The organism is Armatimonadota bacterium (assembly GCA_020354555.1).
GTDB lineage: Bacteria > Armatimonadota > Hebobacteria.
The window spans coordinates 1,774,668-1,799,141 of sequence record CP070648.1 but is presented as its reverse complement, the minus strand read 5'-3'; the positions used below and the strand labels follow the sequence as shown (position 1 = coordinate 1,799,141).

At 65.7% G+C, this 24,474-nt stretch carries 21 protein-coding genes and 1 pseudogene; 14 read left to right on the top strand and 8 right to left on the bottom strand.

Features of this window, described 5'->3' with window-relative positions; all coding sequences use genetic code 11:
* Positions 1-118 precede the first annotated feature (118 nt).
* Positions 119-2,065 carry a hypothetical protein gene (locus JSV65_07375; protein UCH36164.1) on the top strand — a complete coding sequence of 649 codons (1,947 nt, stop codon included), beginning with the start codon at positions 119-121 and terminating at the stop codon, positions 2,063-2,065.
* Between the two features lie 26 nt (positions 2,066-2,091).
* Here the strand turns inward: JSV65_07375 and JSV65_07370 are convergent, their stop codons facing one another.
* The 6 genes from JSV65_07370 to JSV65_07345 all read right to left on the bottom strand — a co-directional run bounded on the left by JSV65_07370 (position 2,092) and on the right by JSV65_07345 (position 9,001).
* Positions 2,092-2,820 (bottom strand): creatininase family protein, encoded by a 729-nt coding sequence (locus JSV65_07370; GenBank protein ID UCH36163.1) that lies wholly within the window; start codon positions 2,818-2,820, stop codon positions 2,092-2,094.
* Between the two features lie 47 nt (positions 2,821-2,867).
* The gene (locus JSV65_07365) at positions 2,868-3,740 is read right to left on the bottom strand and encodes a class I SAM-dependent methyltransferase (protein ID UCH36162.1); all 873 of its coding nucleotides are present in this window, start codon (positions 3,738-3,740) and stop codon (positions 2,868-2,870) included.
* Positions 3,703-4,782, bottom strand: a complete 1,080-nt coding sequence (locus JSV65_07360) for a Gfo/Idh/MocA family oxidoreductase (GenBank protein UCH36161.1) — start codon at positions 4,780-4,782, stop codon at positions 3,703-3,705. Before JSV65_07360 ends, JSV65_07365 begins: the two co-directional genes overlap by 38 nt.
* Before the next feature lie 64 nt (positions 4,783-4,846).
* Complete coding sequence (locus tag JSV65_07355) at positions 4,847-6,658, bottom strand: hypothetical protein (protein ID UCH36160.1); 1,812 nt, start codon at positions 6,656-6,658, stop codon at positions 4,847-4,849.
* Between the two features lie 46 nt (positions 6,659-6,704).
* On the bottom strand, positions 6,705-7,943 hold the full coding sequence (locus JSV65_07350; GenBank protein ID UCH36159.1) for a hypothetical protein: 1,239 nt from the start codon (positions 7,941-7,943) through the stop codon (positions 6,705-6,707).
* 65 nt (positions 7,944-8,008) lie between these two features.
* The gene (locus JSV65_07345; GenBank protein UCH36158.1) at positions 8,009-9,001 is read right to left on the bottom strand and encodes a DMT family transporter; all 993 of its coding nucleotides are present in this window, start codon (positions 8,999-9,001) and stop codon (positions 8,009-8,011) included.
* Positions 9,002-9,449: 448 nt separating this feature from the next.
* Between JSV65_07345 and JSV65_07340 the strand changes: the two genes are divergently transcribed.
* The 11 genes from JSV65_07340 to JSV65_07290 all read left to right on the top strand — a co-directional run bounded on the left by JSV65_07340 (position 9,450) and on the right by JSV65_07290 (position 19,372).
* Positions 9,450-9,644 carry a Flp family type IVb pilin gene (locus JSV65_07340; protein UCH36157.1) on the top strand — a complete coding sequence of 65 codons (195 nt, stop codon included), beginning with the start codon at positions 9,450-9,452 and terminating at the stop codon, positions 9,642-9,644.
* Positions 9,645-9,792: 148 nt separating this feature from the next.
* Positions 9,793-10,302, top strand: a complete 510-nt coding sequence (locus JSV65_07335; protein ID UCH36156.1) for a prepilin peptidase — start codon at positions 9,793-9,795, stop codon at positions 10,300-10,302.
* A gap of 18 nt (positions 10,303-10,320) precedes the next feature.
* On the top strand, positions 10,321-10,785 hold the full coding sequence (locus tag JSV65_07330; protein ID UCH36720.1) for a pilus assembly protein: 465 nt from the start codon (positions 10,321-10,323) through the stop codon (positions 10,783-10,785).
* 14 nt (positions 10,786-10,799) lie between these two features.
* Positions 10,800-11,801, top strand: a complete 1,002-nt coding sequence (locus JSV65_07325; GenBank protein ID UCH36155.1) for a Tad domain-containing protein — start codon at positions 10,800-10,802, stop codon at positions 11,799-11,801.
* Between the two features lie 36 nt (positions 11,802-11,837).
* Complete coding sequence (cpaB, locus tag JSV65_07320) at positions 11,838-12,824, top strand: Flp pilus assembly protein CpaB (protein ID UCH36154.1); 987 nt, start codon at positions 11,838-11,840, stop codon at positions 12,822-12,824.
* 82 nt (positions 12,825-12,906) lie between these two features.
* Positions 12,907-14,430, top strand: a complete 1,524-nt coding sequence (locus tag JSV65_07315) for a pilus assembly protein N-terminal domain-containing protein (GenBank protein UCH36153.1) — start codon at positions 12,907-12,909, stop codon at positions 14,428-14,430.
* A complete protein-coding gene (locus tag JSV65_07310) occupies positions 14,431-15,666 on the top strand; it encodes a response regulator (protein ID UCH36152.1) in 1,236 nt (411 codons plus the stop codon).
* Positions 15,667-15,683: 17 nt separating this feature from the next.
* Positions 15,684-17,039: a CpaF family protein gene (locus JSV65_07305; protein ID UCH36151.1), complete on the top strand. Its 1,356-nt coding sequence runs from the start codon at positions 15,684-15,686 to the stop codon at positions 17,037-17,039.
* Positions 17,036-17,977: a type II secretion system F family protein gene (locus JSV65_07300; GenBank protein ID UCH36150.1), complete on the top strand. Its 942-nt coding sequence runs from the start codon at positions 17,036-17,038 to the stop codon at positions 17,975-17,977. Before JSV65_07305 ends, JSV65_07300 begins: the two co-directional genes overlap by 4 nt.
* A 51-nt stretch (positions 17,978-18,028) precedes the next feature.
* Positions 18,029-18,952, top strand: coding sequence for a type II secretion system F family protein (locus tag JSV65_07295; protein UCH36149.1), 924 nt, complete (start codon positions 18,029-18,031; stop codon positions 18,950-18,952).
* A 3-nt stretch (positions 18,953-18,955) separates the two neighbouring features.
* Positions 18,956-19,372 (top strand): hypothetical protein, encoded by a 417-nt coding sequence (locus JSV65_07290; protein ID UCH36148.1) that lies wholly within the window; start codon positions 18,956-18,958, stop codon positions 19,370-19,372.
* Between the two features lie 118 nt (positions 19,373-19,490).
* On the opposite strand, the gene JSV65_07285 is transcribed toward JSV65_07290, so the two are convergent.
* Positions 19,491-20,165 (bottom strand): response regulator transcription factor, encoded by a 675-nt coding sequence (locus JSV65_07285; protein ID UCH36147.1) that lies wholly within the window; start codon positions 20,163-20,165, stop codon positions 19,491-19,493.
* A gap of 392 nt (positions 20,166-20,557) precedes the next feature.
* Between JSV65_07285 and JSV65_07280 the strand changes: the two genes are divergently transcribed.
* Entirely contained in the window at positions 20,558-21,019 is a 462-nt protein-coding gene (locus JSV65_07280) for a hypothetical protein (protein ID UCH36146.1), read from the top strand.
* 342 nt (positions 21,020-21,361) lie between these two features.
* Here the strand turns inward: JSV65_07280 and JSV65_07275 are convergent.
* Positions 21,362-23,803: pseudogene (locus JSV65_07275) on the bottom strand (copper-translocating P-type ATPase).
* Positions 23,804-23,872: 69 nt separating this feature from the next.
* Between JSV65_07275 and JSV65_07270 the strand changes: the two are divergent.
* A complete protein-coding gene (locus JSV65_07270; GenBank protein UCH36145.1) occupies positions 23,873-24,409 on the top strand; it encodes a serine/threonine-protein phosphatase in 537 nt (178 codons plus the stop codon).
* The last annotated feature ends 65 nt before the right edge of the window (positions 24,410-24,474 follow it).

Here is a 24,474-nt window from a genome sequence, read left to right as displayed (position 1 = left end):
GACGAGCCTGCCCGTGTTTCATGCGACGCACGAGTGAGCACAGCGTCGCCCGAGAGGAGCATCCAAGGACTGTGCCGAAATCCTGCCGGGCCGACCGCACTGAGATCAGAGAGCCCCATTGCGCAAGACGTTCAGGCTTACAGGCGTGACACCACGGGCCGTTATCTTCGGCCTGGCTTCCATTGCGCTTCTCTCCGTGATCACGCCCTACACGAGCCTGGTCCTCACGGGATCGCAGATCGCGGCGAATCATCTCCCGATCGGGTCGCTGCTCTTCTTTCTCTTCCTCATCGCGGGCGTCAACACGGCCCTCGGACGCATGCGGCGGACCTGGGCGCTGACCGGCCGCGAACTGCTCACGGTCTATGTGATGATGCTCGTCCCAGCGGGCGTGCCGGGCACGGCCTTCCTGGCTTACGTCCTTCCCACCATCGCCGGCGCGTTCTACCTGGCGAGCCCCGAGAACAAGTTCGCGTCCATGATCCACCCGTATCTCCAGCCCTGGCTGACGGTCAGAGACCGCAACGCGGTCAAGTGGTTCTACGAGGGCCTGCCGCCGGGAGAATCCATCCCCTGGGGCCTGTGGTTCACGCCGATGCTGGCATGGGCCGTGTTCGCGCTCGCTTTCCTGCTCTCGATGGCCTCGCTCGCCGTGCTCGTCCGTCGCCAGTGGATCGAGGAGGAGCGCCTCGTCTTTCCGCTCGCGAGCGTGCCGCTGGAGATCATCGGCCCGCTGGACGCGCGGCCGACCGCGGGTAGCGCCTTCTTCCGCAACAAGTGGTTGTGGCTCGGGTTCGTCCCGGTACTCCTCTTCGGCATCATCAACAACATGGACGCGTACCTGCCCGCAATGCCGCACGCCCGCATCAGCGGCATTGTGCTCATCGGCGATGTCACGTCAGGCCCTCTGCGTGAGCTGAAGAACACCAAGCTCTTCATCTACCCGGCGCTCGTCGGGCTGGGTTATCTGCTGAGCGCCGAGGTCGGCATCAGCGTCTGGCTTTTCTGGGCGCTGAACAAGTTCCAGCGGTTGCTCATCGGCGTGTACGGCTTGAGCGGTCCGGGCGGGCTGCATGGATGGAACACGACGAACTTCTTCCGCAATCAGGAGGTCGGAGCGTTCCTGCTCATGGGCGGCTTCTTGCTGTGGTCGGCGGGGAAGCGTGCCCGCAAGGTGTTGGCGTCCGCCGACGGGGCGGATATCGAGGAGGCCCGCCAACTCCGGTGGGCGCTGGCCGGGCTCGCGGTTGGTACGATCGTGCTCGCCGGATGGAGCCTCGCGGCAGGTATGTCGTGGGGCATCATGGCCGTCGCGCTTCTCATCTACTACCTGACGATGATCGCGCTCGCCAGAATCATCGCCTCCGCGGGGTTGTTCTTCGTCGAGATCTCCTGGGTGCCAAGCGATGTTCTCATTCAGAACCTCGGCACCTCCATCGTCGGGCCGGCCAACCTCACCGTCGTCTATATCCAGCAGGCGGTCGCGGTCAACGACATCAGCACGTGTCAGATACCCTACTTGACGGACAGCATGAAGATCGGCCACACCGCGCGACTGCGCCCGGGGCCGCTGCTCGCCGCGATCGGCGCCTCGTTCGCGGTGGCGATCGTCGTGTCATATGTCGGCGGCCTGCGGATGATCTATCATCGCGGCGGCCTCGGCATGGGCGAGATCGAGGAAATGCCGCGGTGGCTGTTCAATCGCCTCAAGGGCAACCTCGATGCGATGGAGCCGCTCAACACGTTCAGCCTGACATTCCTTTCCATCGGCATGGGCGTCATGCTCTTTCTCATCCAGATGAACCGCGCATTCATCTGGTGGCGGCTCAGCCCGATCGGTTACCTGATGGGGAGCACGTGGACCTTCGATCGCATCGCATTCTCCATCTTCCTCGGCTGGATCATCAATGCGATCGTCCTGCGTTACGGCGGCCTGCGGCCCTACCGAACGCTGCGCCCGGCCTTCCTCGGGATGATCATTGGGGAGTTCGCAAGCGTCGCCATATGGCTCGCCGTGGACGCCGCGCTGGGCATGAAGGGCCGGGATCTGTTCCCGGGACCGTGAGGCACGCTGCGCGGAGTGCCCGGACGTTACACCGACCACCAGTGCTCGGGCGATAGCCGCGGCAGCGCGAAGCTTCGGTGCTCCGCGGGAAGGGAGTCCAGCAGTCCCTGCGCCTTGCGGCCGATCGCCTCCGCCGCCAGCTCGCAGTTCCGCTCGCCAACCGCCGCGCTCGCGTGCGCGCGCGGATCGAGGCCGCCGATGCCCAACTCGCGGTTCCAGTCAGGGCCGATCTCGCCCCCCGGCAGCTCGCCCAGATCCACCAGCTCCGGATAGAAGAACTGCATGTTCGACGTTTCCCACTTGGCCGCATGGTCCGTGCTGGAGTCCTCGCACTGGCTCAGCGTGACCTCCCACAGGCCGATGCCGACCACGCTGCTGTCGGCGACGACCGGCTCCAGCGCGCGATTGATCATCTCGATCTGCTTGTCGATATTGTGACCCGACACGCCGATGATTACGCGGAACCCCATCTTCTTCAGACGGTCGAACAGTTCGGTGATGACGGACACGAGACACTGCTGATCGAAATCCGCGTGAAACCACACCGGCGGGTAGACCACGCCGCCGGACTGCTCGGCGCATTTCACCAGAATCGCATGCGCCTTCAGCGCGTCGTTGCCCAAGGGCAAATGCGGCCCGTGCCACTCGATCAATCCGAACGGCACGTACACCACTGGAAAGCGCCGCGCGGCTTCTTCAACCTGCCTCGGGCGCATCAACTGCATCTGCACGTCGCGTGTCAATGCCCTGTCCATTGCATCTCCTTTCGACCTTCGCATGCGGCCGCTCGGCGCCGGTCGAATCACCGCGCCTGCTTGATCGCGCGCAAGACCAGGAAGTGGCACATGCGGAGGTCGTCCCCGAATTCCGGGTATTTCACCAACATTTCCTCGGACGGCTTCGGCTCCACCAGCCTGTCGATCACAAACCCGACGTTCCGAACCGCTTCGAAGTAGCTCGTCAGGGTCCTGCGGAAGTACAGCAAACCTTGCTCGGCACCCCTCGGCCACTCCAACTCAATCACGCCTTCCCCGAAATACCCATCCACCTGCCAATGCAGCTTCCGCTCATTCTCGTCGGTGACCCAACCGGATCCCGGGGTCGAAAAGCACGGGTGCAGGATCGCGAAGATCAAAGCCCCTCCGGGCGCCAGCACGCGGTGCAACTCAGCAATCGCGGCACGATAATCCGCGAGATCCTGCAGCACCATGTTGGATACGACGATGTCGAATCCGCCGGACGCGATGAACTCCAGGTTCTCGCAGTTGCCGTGGACGTACTCAATTGCCAGATCCCCCGGCGTCCTCGACCGCGCGATCTCAATCATCTTCCCGGAGTAGTCAACGCCCACGACGCGCGCGCCGGCACTCGCCAGCATCCGGCTCAGATATCCCTCGCCACAGCCGGCGTCGAGTATCCGCTTGCCCTGCACCGGGCCGAGCAGTTCGAGCAGGGTTGGGTTGAGCAAGACCGCACGGTGGACGTCGCCTTCCGCCGTGTAACCCGCCGTTAGCGCCTCCGCGTGCAGGTCCCACCGTCTTGCCGCTTCATCTGTGCTCCAATCGCTGCTCACCGTGTCCTCCGCCGTCGCTTCGCACCGCACCGCCCGGCCGCAGGGCCAGCACTCGGCCGCTCCCTCACTCGTCGCTCCCCCATGTCCGCGAGTCAGGTACATCCAGCTTAACGCCGCCGCGCAGGCCGGCTTCGTGGGCAACGATGCCCGGCACGGTCATGTCCATGGACTCGTGGACATCAATCGGCGGCTTGGTGTCACAGCGGACGCTGTTGACAAACTCCCCCACCATGGCCTCGAGGTCGCCCACGCCATCGCGGTGCTGCCAGAACGCCACCGGGAGTTCCTGCCAGCCCTGAGGATTCACTCCTACCTCCGACCACCACTTGCCCATAACATCGCCCGCATTGATGACCTTCGCCGAGCCTTGCGTCCCGACGACATTGTAGTAAAACGCCATGGGATGCGCGACGGCGAATCCATTAGTCAGCCGGATGATTGCGCCGCGCTCGGTCTGCAGAAGCGCCGACTCGAGATCCGTCGCAACCAAGTCGGGCGCGGCCTTGCCCGCGATGCTCAACCCGAACGCCGACACGACCCGGTCGTTCATGATCCTCAGCAGCGGGCCGAGGGTGTGCGAGCAGTACTGGATCGGCGGCAGGTGCGTCGCGCGCCATGTCTTCGTCGCGTTGGGGTGCCGCCGGCGCTCCGCGTACGGCACGGAACGGCCCTCATCCACGAGCATCGCATCGCGACAGTCGTGAGTGTAATCGCCCTCGGCATAGACGATGTCCCCGAAGCGGCCCGCATCCGCCATCTCCAGCAGCGACGTGCACCAATCCATCCAGATGTAGTTCTCGGCGAGCATGTACTTGAGCCCGCTCCGTTCGACCGCGGCCACGACGCGGCGCGCTTCCTCGATGGAGTACACACACGGCGTTTCGCACAGCACGTGCGCGCCCCGCTCCAGCGCCGCGAGTGTCTGCGCCGCGTGCGCCGGGCCCGGGCTCACGATCGCAACGATGTCCAACTCCTCGTCGAGGAACCGTTCATAGTCTGTATATGTGGCCAACCCCGAGAACTCGGCGAATGTCGCGGGGTTCGGGTCACAGACCGCCGCGACCTCCACGCCTTCGATACCCGCGAGCGCCTTGACGAACCATCGCCCCCGGCCAAGCCCGACCACGCCGCAGCGAAATCTCATCCGTGCCTCCATGCCCACCCGCATCGAGACGGCGAGCCGCTGTGCCGTCTCGCAGTGGGCAACCTCAGCCGCTCCTGGCCTGAAACACCCACCGGCCGAAGTACCGCGGCGCGACGAAGCGGTCGAAAACCTTGGACCATGTGCTGTGTTCGCGGCCCGGTATTCGCTGTCGCCCGAGCTGGGCGCGCCGCATGTCGCCAGGCGCCGGCGCAGATACCTTCATTTCCGACCACGGGAGCGCTACCTCCGCGAACCAGGCGCTATCGCCGATGGCCACCGCGCTTTCCCACTCGGGATTGAAGCCCAGGTCCTCAGCGCCCTCGGTGCAGTACGCGTCCCATTTCACGCCCGCGGCATTGAGTATCAAATGAATGAACGGCGTCGGCCCCTCGCCCACGGACAGGAAGATGTCCACGCTGTCGCCGAGCCACACTCCGGTATCGTCGCGCTTCTCGCCCAGGATGCGCATCGCTCCCGGCTCCGGTTCCTCACATTGAAGCGCGATGTACAGGTTTTCCTCGTCATACGTCACGCGAGCCGTCGTCGCCGCCTGAACTGTATCATTCGGGTTCGTGACGTACGGCAGAAACGGCTCACGGGGTCTGGTCGCGCGCCACACGGGCTCGTTGAGGTTGCCGTCAATCACCGGCGCAGGCGTCCCGGCGGGGCGCGCCGGGATGTCGGCGGATCGGCGAATGATCTTCGCTTCCAGTCCCTCGCGCAGCCGCTCGTGCGCGTCGTCCAGCATATCGGACATATCATAACCCAGCGGTTCGCGGTTCGCGAGTTTGCGCCGCGCCGACTCAATGGCTTCAGTCAGGCCGCGCGGGATATCGCCGTTGTCCCACCAGTTCATGCGCTCGCTGTAGCACCAGACGTACTCGTCGGCAGTGGCAAGCGCGTAATACACGTCTTGCTCGAACCACTGCGCGCGCTCGTCTGGCGACAGCACCGAGCTGAGGAGCAGCATGCCCTGGCGCAGGTTGAACACCTGATCCACGTAGAGCGCCTGGCTCACCTGCACCTGTGCCTGGTACTTGCGCACGTTCTCCGGCGCCACGAGAGGCAGCACGGTCTGCCGCATCTGGTGGTACGCCCGATAGTACGAGCACGGGTCGGTGTAGTAATAGGCCGACTCGTTCCCATCCGTGATGACCGCCTCCGGCCCCGCGGCGTCCAACATGCCGTTGAGAAAGGCGGGGAGCAGTGCGTAGTGCTCGCGCGACAGGAGTTCCTCGCGGCGCACCGCGTCGGGTTCGGTCGCGATGTCCGCGAAGTAGGAAAGCTGAAAGAACGTGTGCAGGACGACGTCGGGCATGTGCTCGGTGATAGCGTGCATGAACTCTGCGCCGCGCTTGCGCGCCTGGGCCTGGTATTCGGCGAAGGATCTCTCGTCGCCATGCAGGGCATTGGCGTACGACCACGGGTTGTCGCCGTACGGTTCGGCGTCGAAGCACAGACCCTTGCAGCGCCCCGCGACGGCCGCCTGCGCCATCAGACCGACGTTGCGCAGCACGATCTCCCAATCGCCGTCGCTGAACCAGTCCATATCCGACGCTGCCCACATGATGAGGAAGTTGTCCGTGAACTTGCGCCATTCAATCTCGCGCAGCAGCTTCAATTCGGATTCGACCTGCTCTTCGTCCCACTCCGCCAACATGAATACTCGACCCATGCCGGGCACGGTGAAGATGAGCCCGTCGAACGGCCGCTGCTCCATCTCGCGAATGTTGCCGCAGATGTCGCCGGGCGTCGGTATGCCCCAGCCGTATTGGATGAGCTTCTTGGGCACGGCATCACCCTCCGTGCACGCCGGTGCTGCGTACAGTAGCGCGCACGTCGCCAGCGCTGCGAGTACCACCGCATTGCGCATCATCTCTGCCCTCCCCTTAGGACTGTCGGACACTCAGCCTGCCGTTCTTTCACTCGCTCGCACCGTCGCCGGCGCCCGACGCCGGCGCTCCCCCCGTGACGATCAAACCTTCGTCGGCCGCGTCGGGCGGCCAGATGTCCGGAATCGTCCCGACGCACACGTCAACGCCGCCCAGCATCTCCGACGTGAACACGATGCGCGTGCCGCTTCGGTCCCACCCCGGCTCGGGGTGTTGCCCGCGGCCGTAGGTGCGATGCCCGAGGGTCAGCCGATGCATCTGCGTCGTCCGACCGTCGAACACCACGACGTCCCCGTACCAGTTGTCCGCGACGATCCACCGGCCCGATTCATGCCCAGCCGCGTGCCACCAGTTCCATCGGTTGAGCACGTCGTCACCGTCTCCGACCCACGGCACCCACGCCCCCGCGCCCGCGATCCGCACCTCGCCCGTATGTACGTCCACGACCTTCACGTGCGATTCCTTGTCCCGGTACCCGCCGCAGAACGTCAGCGAGTCGTTGACCCACCAGCACTCGTGAGTGACATGCTCCCCCTCGGCTTGCTCGTGGACAACGCGCGGCTTGCCCGAACGCAGATCCACGACGACGAGTCTGCTCTCCAGCCCGGCGACGCTCACCAGATTCGGATTCGTCATGCTGAACTGCAGGTGACCGGCGAAGTCGAAGCGACACACCTCGCGCATTTCCCCGGTCGCGACGTTCGCCACCGCTATCCCTTGCTTGCCGTCAGGCCATCGCACGTCCAGGCCGAGCAGCGACCCGTCGCAGTTCTCCGTCACGCTTGCCTGGAGCGCCGCGCCCTCGGGCAAGGTGCAGATGACGCGCTCCGTCGCAGTCACCGTGGAGGGCATCTGCCCCGGGTCGTCCGCCGGCTCGACAACGACTGATAGCTCCACGATGTCCCGACCGCGGGCTGCGAATACGCGGTTGCCTTCGCGCGCCGCCGTAGCCGCTCCCAAACCGCCCGTGGGCGTGACAAAGCGCACCAACTCTCCGGTCGCGAACAGGTAACCCATCAGGCCGCCCTCAGGACGATCCGACGTGAAGAGCAGGACCGTATCGTCCGCGAGCCACGACCGCTGGTGGAAGTACAAGTTGTGATCCCGCGCCGGGCTCGTCGTCACGAAAAGGAGATCCGCCCCGGTCAGCGGGTCGTTCACCCGCTTGTGCTCGGCCGGGAGCACCGGCAAGCGATATTCGGCATCGTCGGAATGCGCCCACACCGCGAGCCCCACAAGCACTAGGACAGTCGCAACTGCGCGTCGCATCCGCATCCGAGTCAAGCCCTGCATTTCATGTGAACCCTTTCGACATCGAATCAACCGCGGCGCCCTTACTCCACGTCGCGTCGCTCGCTCAGCCCGCCGCAACGAAGTTCAGCTCCCGAGTGCAGGACGCGCTGCTCCTCCGCGCTGCGCGCGCGATTCACGATCAGCGCGCCGGCAACCACGCACGCCATCCCCGCGACCCGCACTCCGCCCACCGTCTCGCCAAACAGGATGAGCGAGGCCACGCCTACGATCGGCGGCACCAAGAGCGAGAACGACCGCGCCTCCCAACTCTGCAGCAGCGCCAACGCGCTGTAGTACGAGATGTAGCTCCCCACCATCAAGCAGCCGCACAGCAGGATCGGCAAGCCGAGCGCCGGGCTGACGAGGCGGGACACCTCACCCCACTGGCCGCCAACGGTGACCAGAACCGCGAACAGACACATCGTGACCCCGATGTTGAAAGCAGCCACCGTGAACCGCGAGAGATGGCGCAGGCGGGTCTTAATAATAACCGCGTTAAGCCCGAGGCACAAGGCGGCCACCAGGAACAGCAAGTCGGCCCCGCTCGGCAGTGTCAGCTCGGACAGCCGCACGTCCATTGACAATCCCGCGCCGGCGAACATGAGCAGCAGCCCGGGAATCGCGCCCCGGCCCAGGCGTTCCCCGATGAACAGGACGGCGAGCAGCGCTGCGAAGAACGTGTCCGTGCGGGTGAGGATCGCGGCCTTGGTCGCGGTGCTCAGGGCGATACCGGCCAGGGCGCTCGCGTTGATCGTGAAACCAATCGCGCCGATGATGAGCAGGCCCGACCAGTGACGTCGCGCCGGACGCAGGTGCTCGCCTCGCCCCGCGAGCAGTAGCCCGACGACGATCACAAGCAGCGCGCCGGCATACGCGCCGAACCCGACCACCGGACTGGGCAGCACCTTCGTCATCCGGCCCCAGATCAGGAACACCGAGCTGTAGAAGCACGCCATCGCGACGCCCCAAGCAGCGCCAACCGGGACGTTGTGGCGTCCGTGCGGGGCGACCTCGACGGGGGCAAGAGAATCCATCGGACGGTGGTACCGGCCCTCTCCCGGGAAGTTGCGCGCGGCGGCGAGAGCCCCTGCCGCGCACGCTCGTCAACTACGCCGTGGAATGCCGTGAGACCTCTGCTGGGTGCCCCAGAGCGCGCCCCTGGCCTCCGATTCGAGCGAGCGGCGCGGCTTGCGGCCCGCACGTAGCTCAGTCAATCGCGCTCGGCGGTAGTACCACCGTACTAGTCCCTGTGGCCGCATCTGTTGCACCGCGCGACTTCACGATTTAGAACCTGCGCCGGATTGTTGAGATCGGCTTTGCCCTGTAGGATTGAAGGCGATGTTACGAGCGAACCAGCGAAGCACGGATCACAGCCTCTTTTGCAGCACTGACCTCAGTCGTTCAACGGCACAATTCCATGACCTGATGCGTTTCGCTGCCGCGAGTAGCACACACCATTCACCGGAAGGGGGTGAAAAGAGAATGATCGAGCGGATCAAGGCACTGTGGAGCGATGAGGAGGGCGCCACGATGGTAGAGTACGCGCTGATGCTGGCGCTGATCGCCATTGTGTGCATCCTGGTCGTTACCGCCCTGGGCCAGAAGACGGGCCAGACTTTCGACGGCGCGCAGACCTCCCTCCCCGGCACTGGGGGTCAGGTTCAGCCGACCCCGTAGTGATGCATGGCGCGGCAAGGCGCGGGGGCTTCGTTCGGCGTGCTGCTTCGCTCGGGCCCCTGCTGGACAGATGATCGCCAGCGAAGCCCCGCCTGCCGCAACAGGACAGTCAAGTTGATTTTCGTCATCTCAAGGGGCCTGCACTAATATGTTCGAGATAGTTGCGACAAGCCTGATGATAGCGATGCTGGCCGTGGCGGTCGTCACCGACCTGCGGAGCGGCAAGATCTACAACAAGCTCACCGTCCCGTGCGCCGCCGCCGGACTGACGCTCGGCGGGGTGGCAGGCGGCGCGGCTGGACTGGGCGATCATGCGCTGGGCGCGGGGATTGCGCTCGGCGCGGTGCTGATGCTGTCCGCGGTCGCCGGCCTGGGCGGCGGCGACGCCAAGCTGTTGATCGCGGTGGGAGCGCTCAAGGGATTCCACTTCACGATATGGGCGATGCTGCTGACCGGGGTGTTTGGCGGCGTGCTCGCGGCGGTGTGGATGATTCGGCGGCGAGCCGTCCGGGCAACCGCGGTCAACATGCTCACGAACCTGCTCGCGAATGCCGGCGGCGTGCACACGGATCTCGCAACCGGGTCGGCGCTGGGCAAGATTCCGTACTCCATAGCCATTGCCCTCGGCTCGCTGGCGGCTCTGGCGCTCGGCGCGTAAAGAGGTGAAGCCAAAGTGATATGGCCACAGACCAAGAATAGGCGGCGAGGAGCAGCGCTGGTCGAGTTCGCGCTGATCCTGCCCATACTGCTGATGCTGTTCCTGGGCATCATTGAATTTGGCGTGCTGTTCTTGCACCAGTTGACCCTCGTCCAAGTCGGACGTGAGGGGTCGCGGCACGCCTCGTTGGGCAAGCCCGTGGCGGCGATCGAGGAACGCATCGTCAACACCGCCGGCGCTTTGCCCAACCACGACGAGCTGACGATAGACCTGTCCTACTCGACCGACGAGGGACTTACCTATCCTTACGCGCTCGGCGACGTCGGTGGGGGCAGCGAGAACAGTGCGCCTCCCGGAACTCTCATCAAAGTCACGCTCAATTGGCCGCATCATCTCATTACCGGGAGCTTCTTCTCGTGGCTGAGCGGGGTGCAGGGAGACGCGCTCCCGCTCAAGTCCGAAGTCGTGATGCGCAGGGAATAAGGGGGATCACTCCAATGATTCGCAATCCGCTGAAAGACGAACGCGGAATCAGCCTGGTCATGGCGGCGATCCTGATCGTCGTCCTGATCGGGATGACCGCCCTCGCGGTTGACGTGGGGCGCCTCTACGCGGCGCGCCAGTACCTGGTGAACTCGTGCGACGCATCGGCTCTCGCCGGTGGTCTGGAACTGCCTGACCAGGCCAAGGCGGAAGCAGAAGCGTCCGAGTGTGCCGTAGCCAACGACATGTCGCAGCACCAAGTCTCTTTCCCGGCCGACGGCATCACCCCCGAAGGCGCAACCAAGATCCGCGTCGACGGCCAGATGACGGTTGACCACACCTTCGCCCGCATCCTTGGCTTCGATAATAAGCTTGTATCTGCGTACGCGGTGGTGCTCAAGACCGGCCCGGTCGGCTCGGTGGCCGGCCGCGTGGTGCCGTGGGGCATACCGTGGTACAGCTACGACGGCACTCCGTACGAGTACAACAACGGCGTGCTCTACACGCTCAAGGTCGGCAGCCAGACCGACCTCGGCGACGGCTCGACGGCCAAGACAGGCGGCAACTTCTACCCGCTCGCCCTCCAGCGCAGCCTGGGCGACGGCAGCAGCGGCGGCGACGTCTACATGCACGACATCATGTGGGGCTTCGACGGCACCGTCGAGGTCGGTGACATCACCGACACCGAGCCCGGCAACATGGTCGGCCCGACCAAGCAGGCGGTGGTCAACGAGCCGAGCGGGGACGAGTCGCTCTTCGAGCGCGCGCAGCAAGAGCCCTGGGCCGACGACACGTGGGACAACTACGACTACGGCAACCCGAGGATCGTCATCGTCCCTATCATCAGCCCGCTGGGCAATGGTCGCACCGGGGTCGAGATCCTGGGGTTTGCCTCGTTCTGGGTTGAATCGTGCAGCGGCGGGGAAGTCCATGGCTACTTCCTTGATTACACCATCCCCGGGGGCGGCGGGTCCGGGCCGGACTACGGGGTGTTCACTTTCAAGCTTATCGAGTAGATGAGCCGGACGAACAGCTTTGCAGGAGGACATGTGATGAGCAAGTTGACGAGAAGGGGAATCGTGCTGGCGGCCCTGTGCGCGGGGCTGGCGGCGGCTCTGCTGGCGTATCTCTTCCTCACCCGGGAAAAGGCGCGCGCAGCGGAGATGACGGAACCGGTGCAGGTCGTCGTCGCGGCGCAGGACATACCGCTGCGCACGGTGATCGAGCCGGGAATGGTGCGTGAGGCGACGCGACCGATCGGCACCCTGCCGGCGAACAGCGCGACCTCGATGCGGGAGGTCATGGGCCGCGTGACGATCACCGCGCTGGCGGCGGACGAGCCGGTGCAGCGCGCAGCAGTCGCGCCGCGCACGGCATCCCTCGGCCTCGCCTACGTCGTGCCCGAGGGCATGCGCGCGGTGACGGTGGCGCTCGATCCGATCATTGGCGTTGCCGGCTTCCTCAAGGCGGGCGATCACGTTGACGTGCTCGCCACCTTTGAGGTCGACAAGGTCAGTGTCACGAAGACCGTGCTCCAGGACCTCGAGTTGCTGGCCATCGGGGCGGAAGTGCTGCCCGAGGAAGTTGACCAGCCGAAGTCCGACAAGGCGGCGCGACCCAAAGAGCAGCCCAACGCCACGCTCGCCCTCGATCCGGCGGATGCGGAGAAGCTGATCCTCGCCGAGTCCAAGGGCAGGCTGAGGCTGACCCTGCGCCCCGTGGGCGACATTGTCCATGTGGCTCTGGACGGCGTGCGCAGCGACGCCCTCATCGGCATTCGGTCTGAATCGCGCTCCGGCGCTGCGCCGGCGCAACCGACTGCGCGGGTCCTGCCGGCTGCCTACACCTCTCCGGCTTTCGCCGGCGGCTATCCGCGCTTCGGCTCAGGGCTCTATAGCGACAGCGGTCCCGAGTCCAAGCCGCAGCCTGTGACTTTCTCGAATCGCGTCAAGATCGGCGAGGACGCGTACAGCGCACCCGTCACGGTTGAGACGGTGCGCGGCACCCAGAAGAGCACCGTGGACGTTCGTCCTGAATAATGCCGCCGCGCCCCACAGCACGTGCGGGGCGTGAGCCCAAAGGAGGAAGCGGACCCGTTTTCGAGGGTGCGCAGCGAGAACTATGAAAACGAGACCACATATCGCACAGCAGTTGGCGCGTCGGGCGGTGCTCGCCCTGATGATGACCGTCCTGCTCGTCGCCCTCGCCGGCAGCGGCTGGGGGCAGCAGGTGAGCGCCGACCCGGCAGTGGAGAAGCCCATGATGCTGGGCGCCTCCGAGGTGTTGGATTTCCAGGGCATCAAGCGGGCGGCGGTCGCTGATCCCGCTATCGCAGACTACGTCGTGCTGTCGGCCAAGCAGATCATGGTCACCGCGAGAATGGCCGGCGCCACCGACCTCTACGTCTGGGACGAGAAGGGTCAGCACACGTTCCGCCTCGTGGTGACGGGAGTGCCGTCGGTCATGCCCGAGGTGGTCGCGAAGATTCGCGACACCATCGCGCACCCCGGCATCACTGTCAGCGAGCACAATGGCGTCATCCTCCTCGATGGCGAGGTGGAGACCGCCTACGCAGCGCAGCGCGCCGAGGCGATCGCGAGCGCCTACGCGCCGAAGGTCCAGAACCTGATCCAGGTGCGCATCAAGCCGGAGAAGCCCCCGCTCGACATCGAGCAGATCCAGAGCGCGGTCGGGCCGGATGTCACGGTATATGCCCTGACCGACAGCACGCTCATGTTCGAGGGCACGGCGACTCCCGAGCAAAAGAAGCGCATGGAGCAGATCATCAAGGTCCTGGGGACGCAGGTGGCTGTTGTGGACATGGTGTCCGCGCCCGCCTACGAGCCCCGCCAGATCCTGGTGCACGTGAAGGTGGTGGATGTTGACAAGTCCGCCCTGAGCGACATCGGTATTGACTGGGGCGGCCTGACGAGCAGTTCCGCAGAGGGCGGGATCACCCAGTACCTGGGCAAGGACCAGCCGATCCTCTTCGGCGAGGTGTTCTCGGGACCGGTTGCGCTCGCAGACGGCGGACCGATCCGCAGACTCGAAGGCATCAGCGCCCGACTCAAGGCGCTGGTCACGGACAACAAGGCGCGCGTCCTCGCCGAGCCCAACCTGCTCGTGGCCGAGGGCGAGACCGCGGATATGCTCGTCGGCGGGGAGATTCCGATCCCCGTGGTGCAGTCGACGACCGGAGCGGCGACCTCGGCCGCCGGTGCGGTCACGGTCGAGTGGAAGGAGTTCGGCGTCAGGCTCGAGATCACGGGCAATATCGGCGCGAACGGCAAGAGCATAGATCTCGAAGTCACGCCCGAGGTGAGCAGCCTCGACTTCGGGAACGCGATCGTGGTGAGCAACATCCTGCTGCCCGCGCTGCGGACGCGGCGCGCGCACAGCGTGGTGCATATTGGCGACGGGCAGACCCTCGTCATCGGCGGTTTGTATCAGAGCGAGCTGTCGGAGAGCGTGCGCAAGATCCCGCTCCTGGGCGACATTCCGATCATCGGAGAGTTGTTCAAGCGCACCGACAAGCAGTTGCGCGAAACGGAGCTGGTGATTCTCGTCACGCCCGAGATCGTGACCGAGAGCTCGGCCGCGGCACGCACCGAGTCCGCCCTCGAGAAGATCGGAGAGATCCAGTAAATGTCTTCCGCCAAAGCGAAGAGCACTGCTCGCGTCGTTGTCGCGAGTAGTGACGAGTTTGAGAGCGAGCAGATCCTGCACATCCTGAGCAACCAGCAGGACATGGAAGTCGTCGGCATTGCGCAGGATGGGCTGGAGGCATCGCAGATGGCGGTGCAACTCGCGCCGGACGTGGTGTTGGTCGATGCCGAGCTGCGAGAGCTCGACGGCATCTCGGTGGCCGAGGCGGTCTGGCTCGCAGCACCACAGGTGGCGACGGTTCTGATGACCGGCGGCGACGCAGGGCAGACGTGGCGCCAGGCGATGCGCGCCGGGGTCAAGGACGTCCTGAGCAAGCCGCTCGTGCCGACCGATCTGCTCGAGGCGATACGCGACATTCGGGCAACCGGCGACAAGCGCCACACGCACGAGTTCCGGACGCTCACCGATCCACAACTCATGCCCCGGGTCATCGCCGTCGCCGGCGCCAAGGGCGGCGTCGGCAAGACGACGTTGGCGACCAACCTCGGCGTCACGTTGGCGCAGCAATACCCGGGGCAGACGGCGTTGGTTGACGTCTATTCCCAGTTCGGCGACGTGGCACTGATGCTCAACCTGCGCCCGAAGCGGACCCTCGTGGACATGGTTCCACTGGAGGACGACATAGACCAGGAGTTGGTGGAGGCGCACCTCACGCCCCATGACTCCGGACTCAAAGTGCTGGTGGCGGCGAACGAGCCGAGCGATCTCAGCTCGATCAGCGTCAAGTGCCTGAGTGGGGTGCTGACCAATCTCAAGCGCAGCTACCGGTTCATCGTGCTTGACGTCCCGCCCATGCTCTACGAGACCACGATATTCGCCTTCACGCATGCCACGGCGCTGCTCTTGGTGGCGAATCTGTTCGACCTGACGACACTCAACGACACGCGCAAGCTGTACCAACTGCTGACGCGCGACTACGTGTCAAAGGAACGCATTCACCTGGTACTCAACCGCGTCGCACGACAGAACCGGCTCCAGGTGGAAGAGATCGCCCGCGCGTTCGGGCGTGAGGCGACCGTCAGCATCCCCAATGCCGCAGGGCTGGCGGTCACGTCGATCAACGAAGGCGTGCCCTTCGTCATCAGCCATCCCGATGCGGCCGTTTCCCGCGCCATACGCGATCTCGCCGAGAAGGCGATCAAGGTCGGCGGCAATGGGGCATCACCCATCGGCGGCAGCCATCCCGGCAAACTCAAGTGGCTGGCGAGAAAATAGAGACGAGGAGACCAACCATGTCTGTCGTTACCAGACAGGATGACGCGAAGATCTACCAGGTCGGCGAAGCGGACGCCGACGCCGTCGGCGGCATGACGCGCCAGGAGCGGCTCGAGCTAGTCGCGCGCGTGCACGGCAAGCTCCTGGAGGAAGTCGAGCCGAAGAAGCTCCGCGGCCTCAGTCGCGAGCGGATGATGGACGAGATCCGCGGCGCGCTCGAGCGGGTCGTGGTCGAAGGCGTATCCCCTTTGTCGGGGCGCGTACGCATCCGTGTCCTGCGCGAGGTCTACGACGAGGTCAACGGCTACGGGCCGATCCAGCCCCTGATCGAGGATCCGTCGCTGACCGAGATTATGGTCAACGGCCCCGAGCAGGTCTACGCGGAGCGCGACGGCAAGCTGTTCCTCACCGACATCAAGTTCCGCGATGACGCGCACGTGCTGCGCATCATTGATCGTATCGTGACGCCGTTGGGCCGACGCGTTGACGAGTCGAGCCCGATGGTGGACGCGCGCCTGCCGGACGGCTCCCGCGTCAACGCGATCATCCCGCCGTTGTCGCTGGTCGGGCCGTGCATCAACATCCGCAAGTTCTCGCGCGTCCCGTACACCGACGAGGATTTGATCGCGTTCGGCACCATGACCCCGGCGATGATGGCGTTTCTCAAGGCGTGCGTCAAGGGACGCCTCAATACCATCATTTCGGGCGGCACCGGCAGCGGCAAGACGACCACCCTCAACGTTCTCTCTTCGTTCGTCCCGAACATCGAGCGCATCGTCACCATCGAGGATGCGGCCGAGCTGCAGCTCCAGCAAGACCATGTCGTCACACTCGAAAGCAGGCCGCGCAATCTCGAGGGCCAGGGCGAGATCACCATCCGCATGCTCGTGCGCAACGCGCTGCGCATGCGCCCCGAGCGCATCATCGTCGGCGAGGCGCGCGGCGGCGAGGCGCTCGACATGCTCCAGGCGATGAACACCGGCCACGACGGCTCGCTGAGCACCGCCCATACCAACAGCCCGCGCGACACCCTCGCGCGGCTGGAGACGATGGTGCTCATGGCGGGCATGGAGCTGCCGGCGCGCGCCATCCGCGAGCAGATCGCATCGGCGATGAACCTGATCGTCCACCAGCACCGCTTCAGCGACGGGTCGCGCAAGGTGACTCACGTCTCGGAAATCCAAGGCATGGAGGGCGATGTCATCGTGCTCCAGGACATCTTCCTCTATAAGCAAAGCGGCGTGGACGAAACCGGAAAGGTCATCGGCGAGCACGTCGCCACCGGCCTGCGCCCCGGGTTCCTGCCGCTGCTCGCGAGCAAAGGCATACATCTGCCCGCGGACATGTTCGCTCCGCAGGGAGGTAAGAAATGAGCGGATTCCTGATTCCAGTCCTCGCGTTCGTGTGCGCCGCCCTCGCGGTCGGGCTCGTACTCTACCTGCTCACCGCGGGCCAGCGGCGCGTCGGGCGCCGGCTGACGACCATGGGCTCCGCCGCATCCGAGCCGGACAAGGGCTCGCCGAAGCGCGATCCATTCCCCACGTTGACGTCGTTGATCGAGGGCCAGGGGAGACACAGCGCCATTGAGGCCGCCCTCGAGCGCGCGGGGAGCAGTTGGCGGCCGAGTGAGTTGGTGGCGGTGTCTGCAGCTGCGATCGTCGTCGTCGCGGCGCTCGGCTGGCTCGTGTGGGGTCCGCTGGGTGCGGCCGCGGGCATCGTGATTGCGGTCTCCGCGCCGTTCATTGTGCTCAAGGTGCTCGAGGTCAGCCGCTTGCGCCGCTTCGAGCGTCAGCTGCCGGACGCGCTGATGTTGATCGCGTCTTCGCTGCGCTCCGGGTACGGCGTCCTGCGCGCGATGCAAGCCGTATGCCAAGAGATGGAGCCGCCCATCTCTGTCGAGTTCGGCAAGGTGCTCGACGAGACCAATGTCGGCGTCCCCACGCCCGAGGCGCTCGTCCGGTTGTCGCGCCGCGTGCCGCTTTCCGATCTCGACATCGCGGTCACCGCGATGCTCATCCAGCTCGAAGTGGGCGGCAACCTGGCGGAAGTCATGGAGATCGTCGCCTCCACCGTGCGCGAGCGGCAGCGTATCCGCGCCGAGGTCAACACGCTCACGGCTGAAGGGCGCATGTCCGGGCTCATCCTGTTCATTCTTCCCATCGCAATGGCGGTGATCCTGGGCGCGCTCAACCCGTCCTACATGTCGGCGCTGTTCACGACCAGTCTGGGACATCTGCTCATGGCATGCGCGATCGGGCTGCAGATCGTCGGCGGCGTGGTTATCATGCGCATGCTGCGACTCGACTATTAGGCGCGAAGGCGCTTGCTGCGGCTCTATTATGGGATGTGAAGGAGAACACCGGTGTTACTGATCATAAGCGCGTTGACATTCGTCGCCGTGTCACTGATGGTGACGAGCGCCATGCGGCCTCGTCTCGCGGCGGTCCGCGAGCGCATAGATGACTACATGCTGCCGCAGCAGGAGGCCTATCACGGCCACCCGTGGCTCGAGACGGGCTTCGGCTCGCGCGTCCTGCTGCCCGCACTGAGAGCGCTCGGCAAGACGGTGAGCGGATTCACGCCCTCCGGGGCGCTTGAGAAGATTCGCCGCAAGCTCGACATGGCCGGCAATCCCCGTCATATCGGCGTGATTGAATACATCGGCCTCAAGGCGCTGGCGGTCGCGCTGGCGGTGGTGGCCGGCATCCTGCTCCTGCGCTTCGCCCCGTTTGAGGGGCTGCTGCTGTGGGCGGTGACGGCGGTCGCGGTCGCGGTCGGGTTCTGGCTGCCGGACATCGTGCTCCAGCGCATCATCGAGACGCGCCAGTCCGCCATCCGCCGCGCGCTCCCGGATGTCCTCGACCTGCTGGTCGTGAGCGTCGAGGCCGGCGTCGGTTTCGACGGCGCGATGCAGAAAGTCGTGGAGAAGAGCGGCGGCCCGCTGCCGCAGGAACTGGGCCGCGTTCTGGAGCAGGTGCGCCTCGGCAAGTCGCGCGCGGACGCCCTGCGCGAGATGGGACAGCGCACACAGGTGCCGGATCTCGTGTCCTTCGTCGCCGCGGTGCAGCAAGCCGAATTGCTCGGCGTGAGCATCGCCAAGGTGCTCCGCGTGCAAGCCGACGCGGCGCGCGAGCGTCGCTCTCAGCGCGCCCGCGAGGCGGCGGCGAAGCTGCCCGTCAAGCTGCTCTTCCCGCTCGTGTTCTTCATCTTCCCGGCGCTGTTCGTGGTCATCCTGGGGCCGGGAGCGATTCGGTTCGCCGAGCTGTTCAAGGTGCTTGGGAAATAGGCGATGAGCGAGCGGGCCCGGGCGACATGGCACAGCGTGCGTCACAGGATCAGGCGCACCCCCGATCTGCGGGCGTGCACCATGATCGTCCTCATGTCGCTGTGGATACTGCTGAATATCTTCGATCTGCTGATAACCTACGACGGACTCGCCAGCGGCATTGCGTACGAAGCGAATCGGGTGATGAGCCGGATTATCGAGATGCCCGCGTTGGCGACGGCGACCAAGATGTCGCTTGCCTATGTCGTGCTCAAACTGGTCGAGCGAGTCGAGGTGCGTACCCCGTACACCGGGCTCGCGCCGCTGCTCGCGGCGAACGTTTACCTGTGCTGGGCATGCCTGCATAATCTCAATGTGCTGAACGGCGCCGACGCTTCGCGCTTTCTGCACTACTACCCCTTGACAGGCCTGCCGAATTGAAGATGCCGACGTCACAGGCGCGCCGGCGCGCCTGTCTCCCCCCGTGTCGGGGCGTGTGGCAAGGTGGAATACGATGACGCTGAGGACAGACCAAAGGCCGGCGTCGGGGGGAGTCCGGCTAGACGCGAACGAGGCCGTTGCGAATCGCGTAACGCGTCGCCTGCACGCGGTCGTGAAGCCCGAGCTTGCCGAAGATGTTGGCGACGTGCACCTTGACCGTGCGCTCGCTGATGAACAGCCGCTGCGCGATCTGCGAATTCCGCAGGCCCTCTGCGAGCAGCCTCAGGATCTCCGTCTCGCGATCGCTCAGCGGGGCCGCAGCGCGCTCGCGTTCGGCCTGGCGGGCGCGGCGCAGCTCCTGGAACAGCTTCCCCGTCATCTCTCGCTGGAGCCAGCTCTCTCCGGCGCTCACCGCACGGATCGCGCTCAGGATCAGCGGAGGGTCGGCGTTCTTGACGATGCAGCCGTCCACCCCGTTCTCGATACACACGGCGAGCCCGTCCGCGTCGTCGGGGGTGACGAAGGCGATCACGCCGACGTCGGGCCAGCCGTTCCGGATGCTCTCGACAACGGACACCCCGTCGCCGCCGTCGAGGTTGAGGTCGAGCAGCACGATATGCGGGCGGGCCGTCTCGACGAGCTGCACCAACTCCTCGGTCGTACCCGCCTCGCCGACCACCGTCAGATCCGGCTGCTCTTCGATAAACATGCGCAGGCCGCGCCGAAAGAACGGATAGTCATCCGCGATCAGGACGTTGTGAACCGGGCCGCGTTTTGGTTCGCGCCTTCTCATTCTCGATGCCTCCATCTCAGGGGCCGGGCCGCGCCTGTCAGCGTTGAGCGCAGTGCGCTGGGCATGTGGCGTGGGCGATGCCCAGCGAGCGGCTTCGTTGCGGCGATTGTGGCTCTCGCTCTGGAGGCGAGGTCGAGATGTGGTCGGCGATGTGAGACTCCCGGCGACAGATCAACTCACCGGCAAAGTCATCTGGCTTGTGTGGATTCGCCCGGCAAACAAGCGTATGTAGGACTAGGGCTTACCTTTTTCCACAACTCGCACAGCAAGATTCGTGCCACAGCCCGCGACGGCCAGCGCGAATTGCCCTCTTCCTGCCTGCGGTTTTCGTATTTGCACACGTCCGTTTTCTTCTTGGGGCAGGACAAAACCGCTAGGGAGGGCGCGATTCCATGAGACCAGGCCGCCCGCTGACCTTTTCGGCATGCGTGCTCATTGCATGCGCGGCGTGGACCGTAGCGCTGACGCAGGCGTGGAACGTGGTCTCTGTCGTGTGCGCGGCGAGCATTACCGCTCTGTGCGCTGCGATAGTGCTCCTGCGATCACCGGTCCGGCATCGCGTGCCGGAGCATCCGCACCGACCCCGGCAGCGAGACGAATCGGCCGAGTTTCGCCGCGGTCTGTTCGACCTCTGCGCGGCACTCAAACTCGGTGTCCGCTTCTGCGAGGAGCACCTCGATTCGCAGCCGGAAGTGCTGATCGAGCAACTCCAGCAGATGTGCGATAACATCAGTTGCTTCGTCAACGACACAACGCGTCCGGTTCGCTTCTCTCAGTCCGGTCGTTGGCCGTGGCGCTATGCGCGCGTTCTCTGGCCGTGGCGCACGGACGCCAAGGAGCGCGCGCCGCGCTAGTTCGGTATCTCGGACCCGCGCCGCGAGCGGCGCGCCGCGAACCGCCGGACGCGTTTCCCTGCTGCACGTTGAGGTCGCGCCCCCGACGCTCCTTGCTTCACGGGTGTCACCGCGGAAAGTGAGGATGTCGGGAAACGGCGGAGTCTACTCAAGGTTGCGCAACTCTCTCGGCTACGAATGCACCAGGTTGCGTTTGCCGGGCGACACGCCTGCCCCAGCAAGGTTGGTCACGCCCTCCTGCACCCAGGGGACACTGCGGGGTCACTTCGACCAGCCTTCACCGACGCCCAGACGTGACCGCTTATTGCAGTCCCGATCGCCGAGGCCGCAGGGCGCGGCCGTCTAGCCCGTCGCGCGCGGTTGCCATCGCCGCAGGCGCAGCGAGTTGCCGACTACGGACACGCTGGAGAAGGACATCGCGGCGGCGGCGTAAATCGGGTTGAGCAAGATCCCCAGGAACGGGTACAGCACCCCTGCGGCGATCGGTATCCCGAGCACGTTGTAGAAGAACGCCCAGAACAGGTTCTGCTTGATCGTGCGGAACGTGCGCTGACTCAACTCAATCGCAGCGACGACGCCGTTGAGGTCTCCCGTGACCAGAGTGATGTCGGAGGACTCGATGGCGACGTCGGTGCCGGTGCCGATGGCGATGCCGACGTCGGCTTGCGCCAGGGCGGGCGCGTCGTTGATGCCGTCGCCCACCATCGCGACCAGCCTGCCTTCCTGCTGAAGCCGCTTGACCTCGTTGGCCTTTTCGTCGGGCAGGACCTCGCTGAGCACGCGCTCCATGCCCACCTGTGCCGCCATGGCTTGCGCGGTCTGCCGGTTGTCGCCGGTCATCATCACGACCTCCAGGCCCATCTCACGCAAACGCTGAACCGCTTCCCGCGCCCCCGGCTTGACCGTGTCCGCCACCGCGAGAATGCCGATCACGCTCCCGTCGCGGGCGAGGAACATCGTTGTCTTGCCTTCGCCGCGCAGAGCCTCCGCGCGTTGGGCGACCCCGCCCAACTCCAAGCCGTTGTCCCGCATCAACTTCTCCGTGCCAAGCAGCACGCGCTGGCCGTCCACGGTCGCGCGGACGCCGTGGCCGCCGACCGCCTCGAAGCCGCTCGCCTCCGCCGCCTCGATGCCGCGGTCTTCCGCCCCACGCAAAATGGCCTGCGCGATCGGATGCTCCGACGCGCGCTCCGCTGCCGCCGCCAGGCGCAACACCTGCTGCTCCCCCACCCCGCCGTCGGACACCACGTCGGTCAACTGCGGGCGCCCTTCGGTCAGCGTCCCCGTCTTGTCGAAGACGACTGCCCTAAGCCGCTGCGCGGTCTCCAGCGTCTCCCCGCCCTTTATCAGGATCCCGTGCTCCGCGCCTTTCCCGGTGCCCACCATGATCGCCGTCGGCGTCGCGAGGCCGAGCGCGCACGGACAGGCGATGATGAGCACCGCCACGCAATTCATCATCGCGAACGCGAACGCCGGCTCGGGGCCGAAGACCAGCCAGATGCCAAAGGTGACCACCGCGATCGCGATGACGGCCGGCACGAACACCGCCGCGACCCGGTCCGCAAGTCGCTGCGCGGGCGCCTTCGAGCCCTGCGCCTGCCGCACCAGCTCGATGATTTGCGCGAGTGCGGTCTCCTTCCCTACCTTGGTCGCGCGGAAGCGGAACGAGCCGGTCGCGTTGATCGTGCCGCCGATGACCTCGTCCCCCTCCCCTTTTTCCACCGGCATGCTCTCCCCGGTGATCATTGATTCGTCCACCGACGACTGCCCGCCAACGACCACGCCATCCACGGCCAAACGCTCGCCCGGCCTGACGACGACGGTGTCGCCCCTCTCCACCGCGTCAACCGCTATCTCAACCTCCTCGCCATCGCGAATCACGTGCGCCGTCTTCGGCCTCAATCCCATCAGTCGCCGGATTGCCTCCGATGCCTGGCCTTTGGCGCGCGCCTCGAGGTAACGCCCAAGCAGGATCAGCGTGATGATCACCGCCGCGGTGTCGTAGTACACCTCCGGCTCATGCCCCGCCCCGGCAAACGCCCCGGCGGCGAGCGTAGCCACGACGCTGTAGAAGTACGCCGCGGACGTGCCCACCGCGATAAGCGTGTTCATATCCGCGCTCCGCCGGCGCAGGGAGGCCCACGCCCCGCGGTAGAACTGCAAACCGGCCCAGAACTGCACCGGCGTCGCGAGCGCGAGCAGGACGTAGAACATCGCGTGGCGCGGCACCGCTCGCAGGCCGGGGACATACGCCTGATGCGTGCCCACGAGGATCAGCACCGACAGGATACCCGCGAAGATGGCCTTCCTGCGCACGGCTCGCAGCTGCTGCTCGCGCTCAACGCGTTCTCGATCCTCCGCTTCGGCGCCCCCCTCCTCCGCGCCGACATCATAGCCCGCCGCGCGCACCGCTCCGGCCAACTGCTCGCGCGTCACCGCGCCGGGCACGAAGCGCACCGACCCTTGCTCGGTCGCGAGGTTGACGTTGGCCTCGAGCACCCCCGGCACCGACCTCAAGGCGTCCTCGACGGACGCCACGCACGATGCGCACGACATGCCGATGATGGGAAGCGTCGCACTGTCCGCAGTCGCCCCGTAGCCGAGTTCTTCGATGGTGTTGATGAACTGCCCGGGGCTCGTCTCCTCGGGATCATAGGTAACCTGGGCGCGCTCCGTCGCGAAGTTGACGGAGGCCTCCGTCACACCCGGCATCTCCGACAGTGCCTTCTCGATTTTCGCCACACACGACGCGCACGATATGCCCGTAATCGGAATCTCGACCTGTTTCGTTGCCACGTCTGACCTCTGTCCGTCGGGGAGATGAGAGCCGCCGGCTGACCACCTGATTGCGCTTTGGTTGCACGCAGTCCTTCTGTCTCCGTAGTTACCCCGTCACACACGCCGTCCGGCGGAGTCAACGGCGCATCCGAATCACATGGCAACCGCCACCTCGCGGCGGACGTCCCCGCCGGACGGTTCATGACGATGTACTACCTCATCGTCGACACGGCGGCGCGCGCGATGCGCTGGGTCGGGGCCGGGCACGACGCGGCCATCGTCTACCGGCCCGACGAGGATCGCTTCGAGGAGCTCGAGGGGTCGGACATCCCGCTCGGGATCGACGCGACCTGGTCGTTCACGGAGCACGCCGGCTCGCCCTGGACCCCGGGAATGGTGGTGCTCGTCGGCACCGACGGCATCTGGGAGTCGCGGGACCCCGGGGGGCGTCTGTACGGCAAGGCGGCGCTGCGGGAGGTGCTGCGCCGACATGCCGGCGCCCCGGCCGAGACGATCATCCGCGCGGTGCTGGATGATCTGGAGCGGCACCGCGCCGGCGGCCCGCAGGAGGACGACGTGACCATGGTCGTGCTCAGGGTCCGGCCGGGATGATCGTCATCGCGGGCGCGACGGGGCGGGCGTCATCCGGCGCGCGCGACAACGCGGAGCGCGCCCAC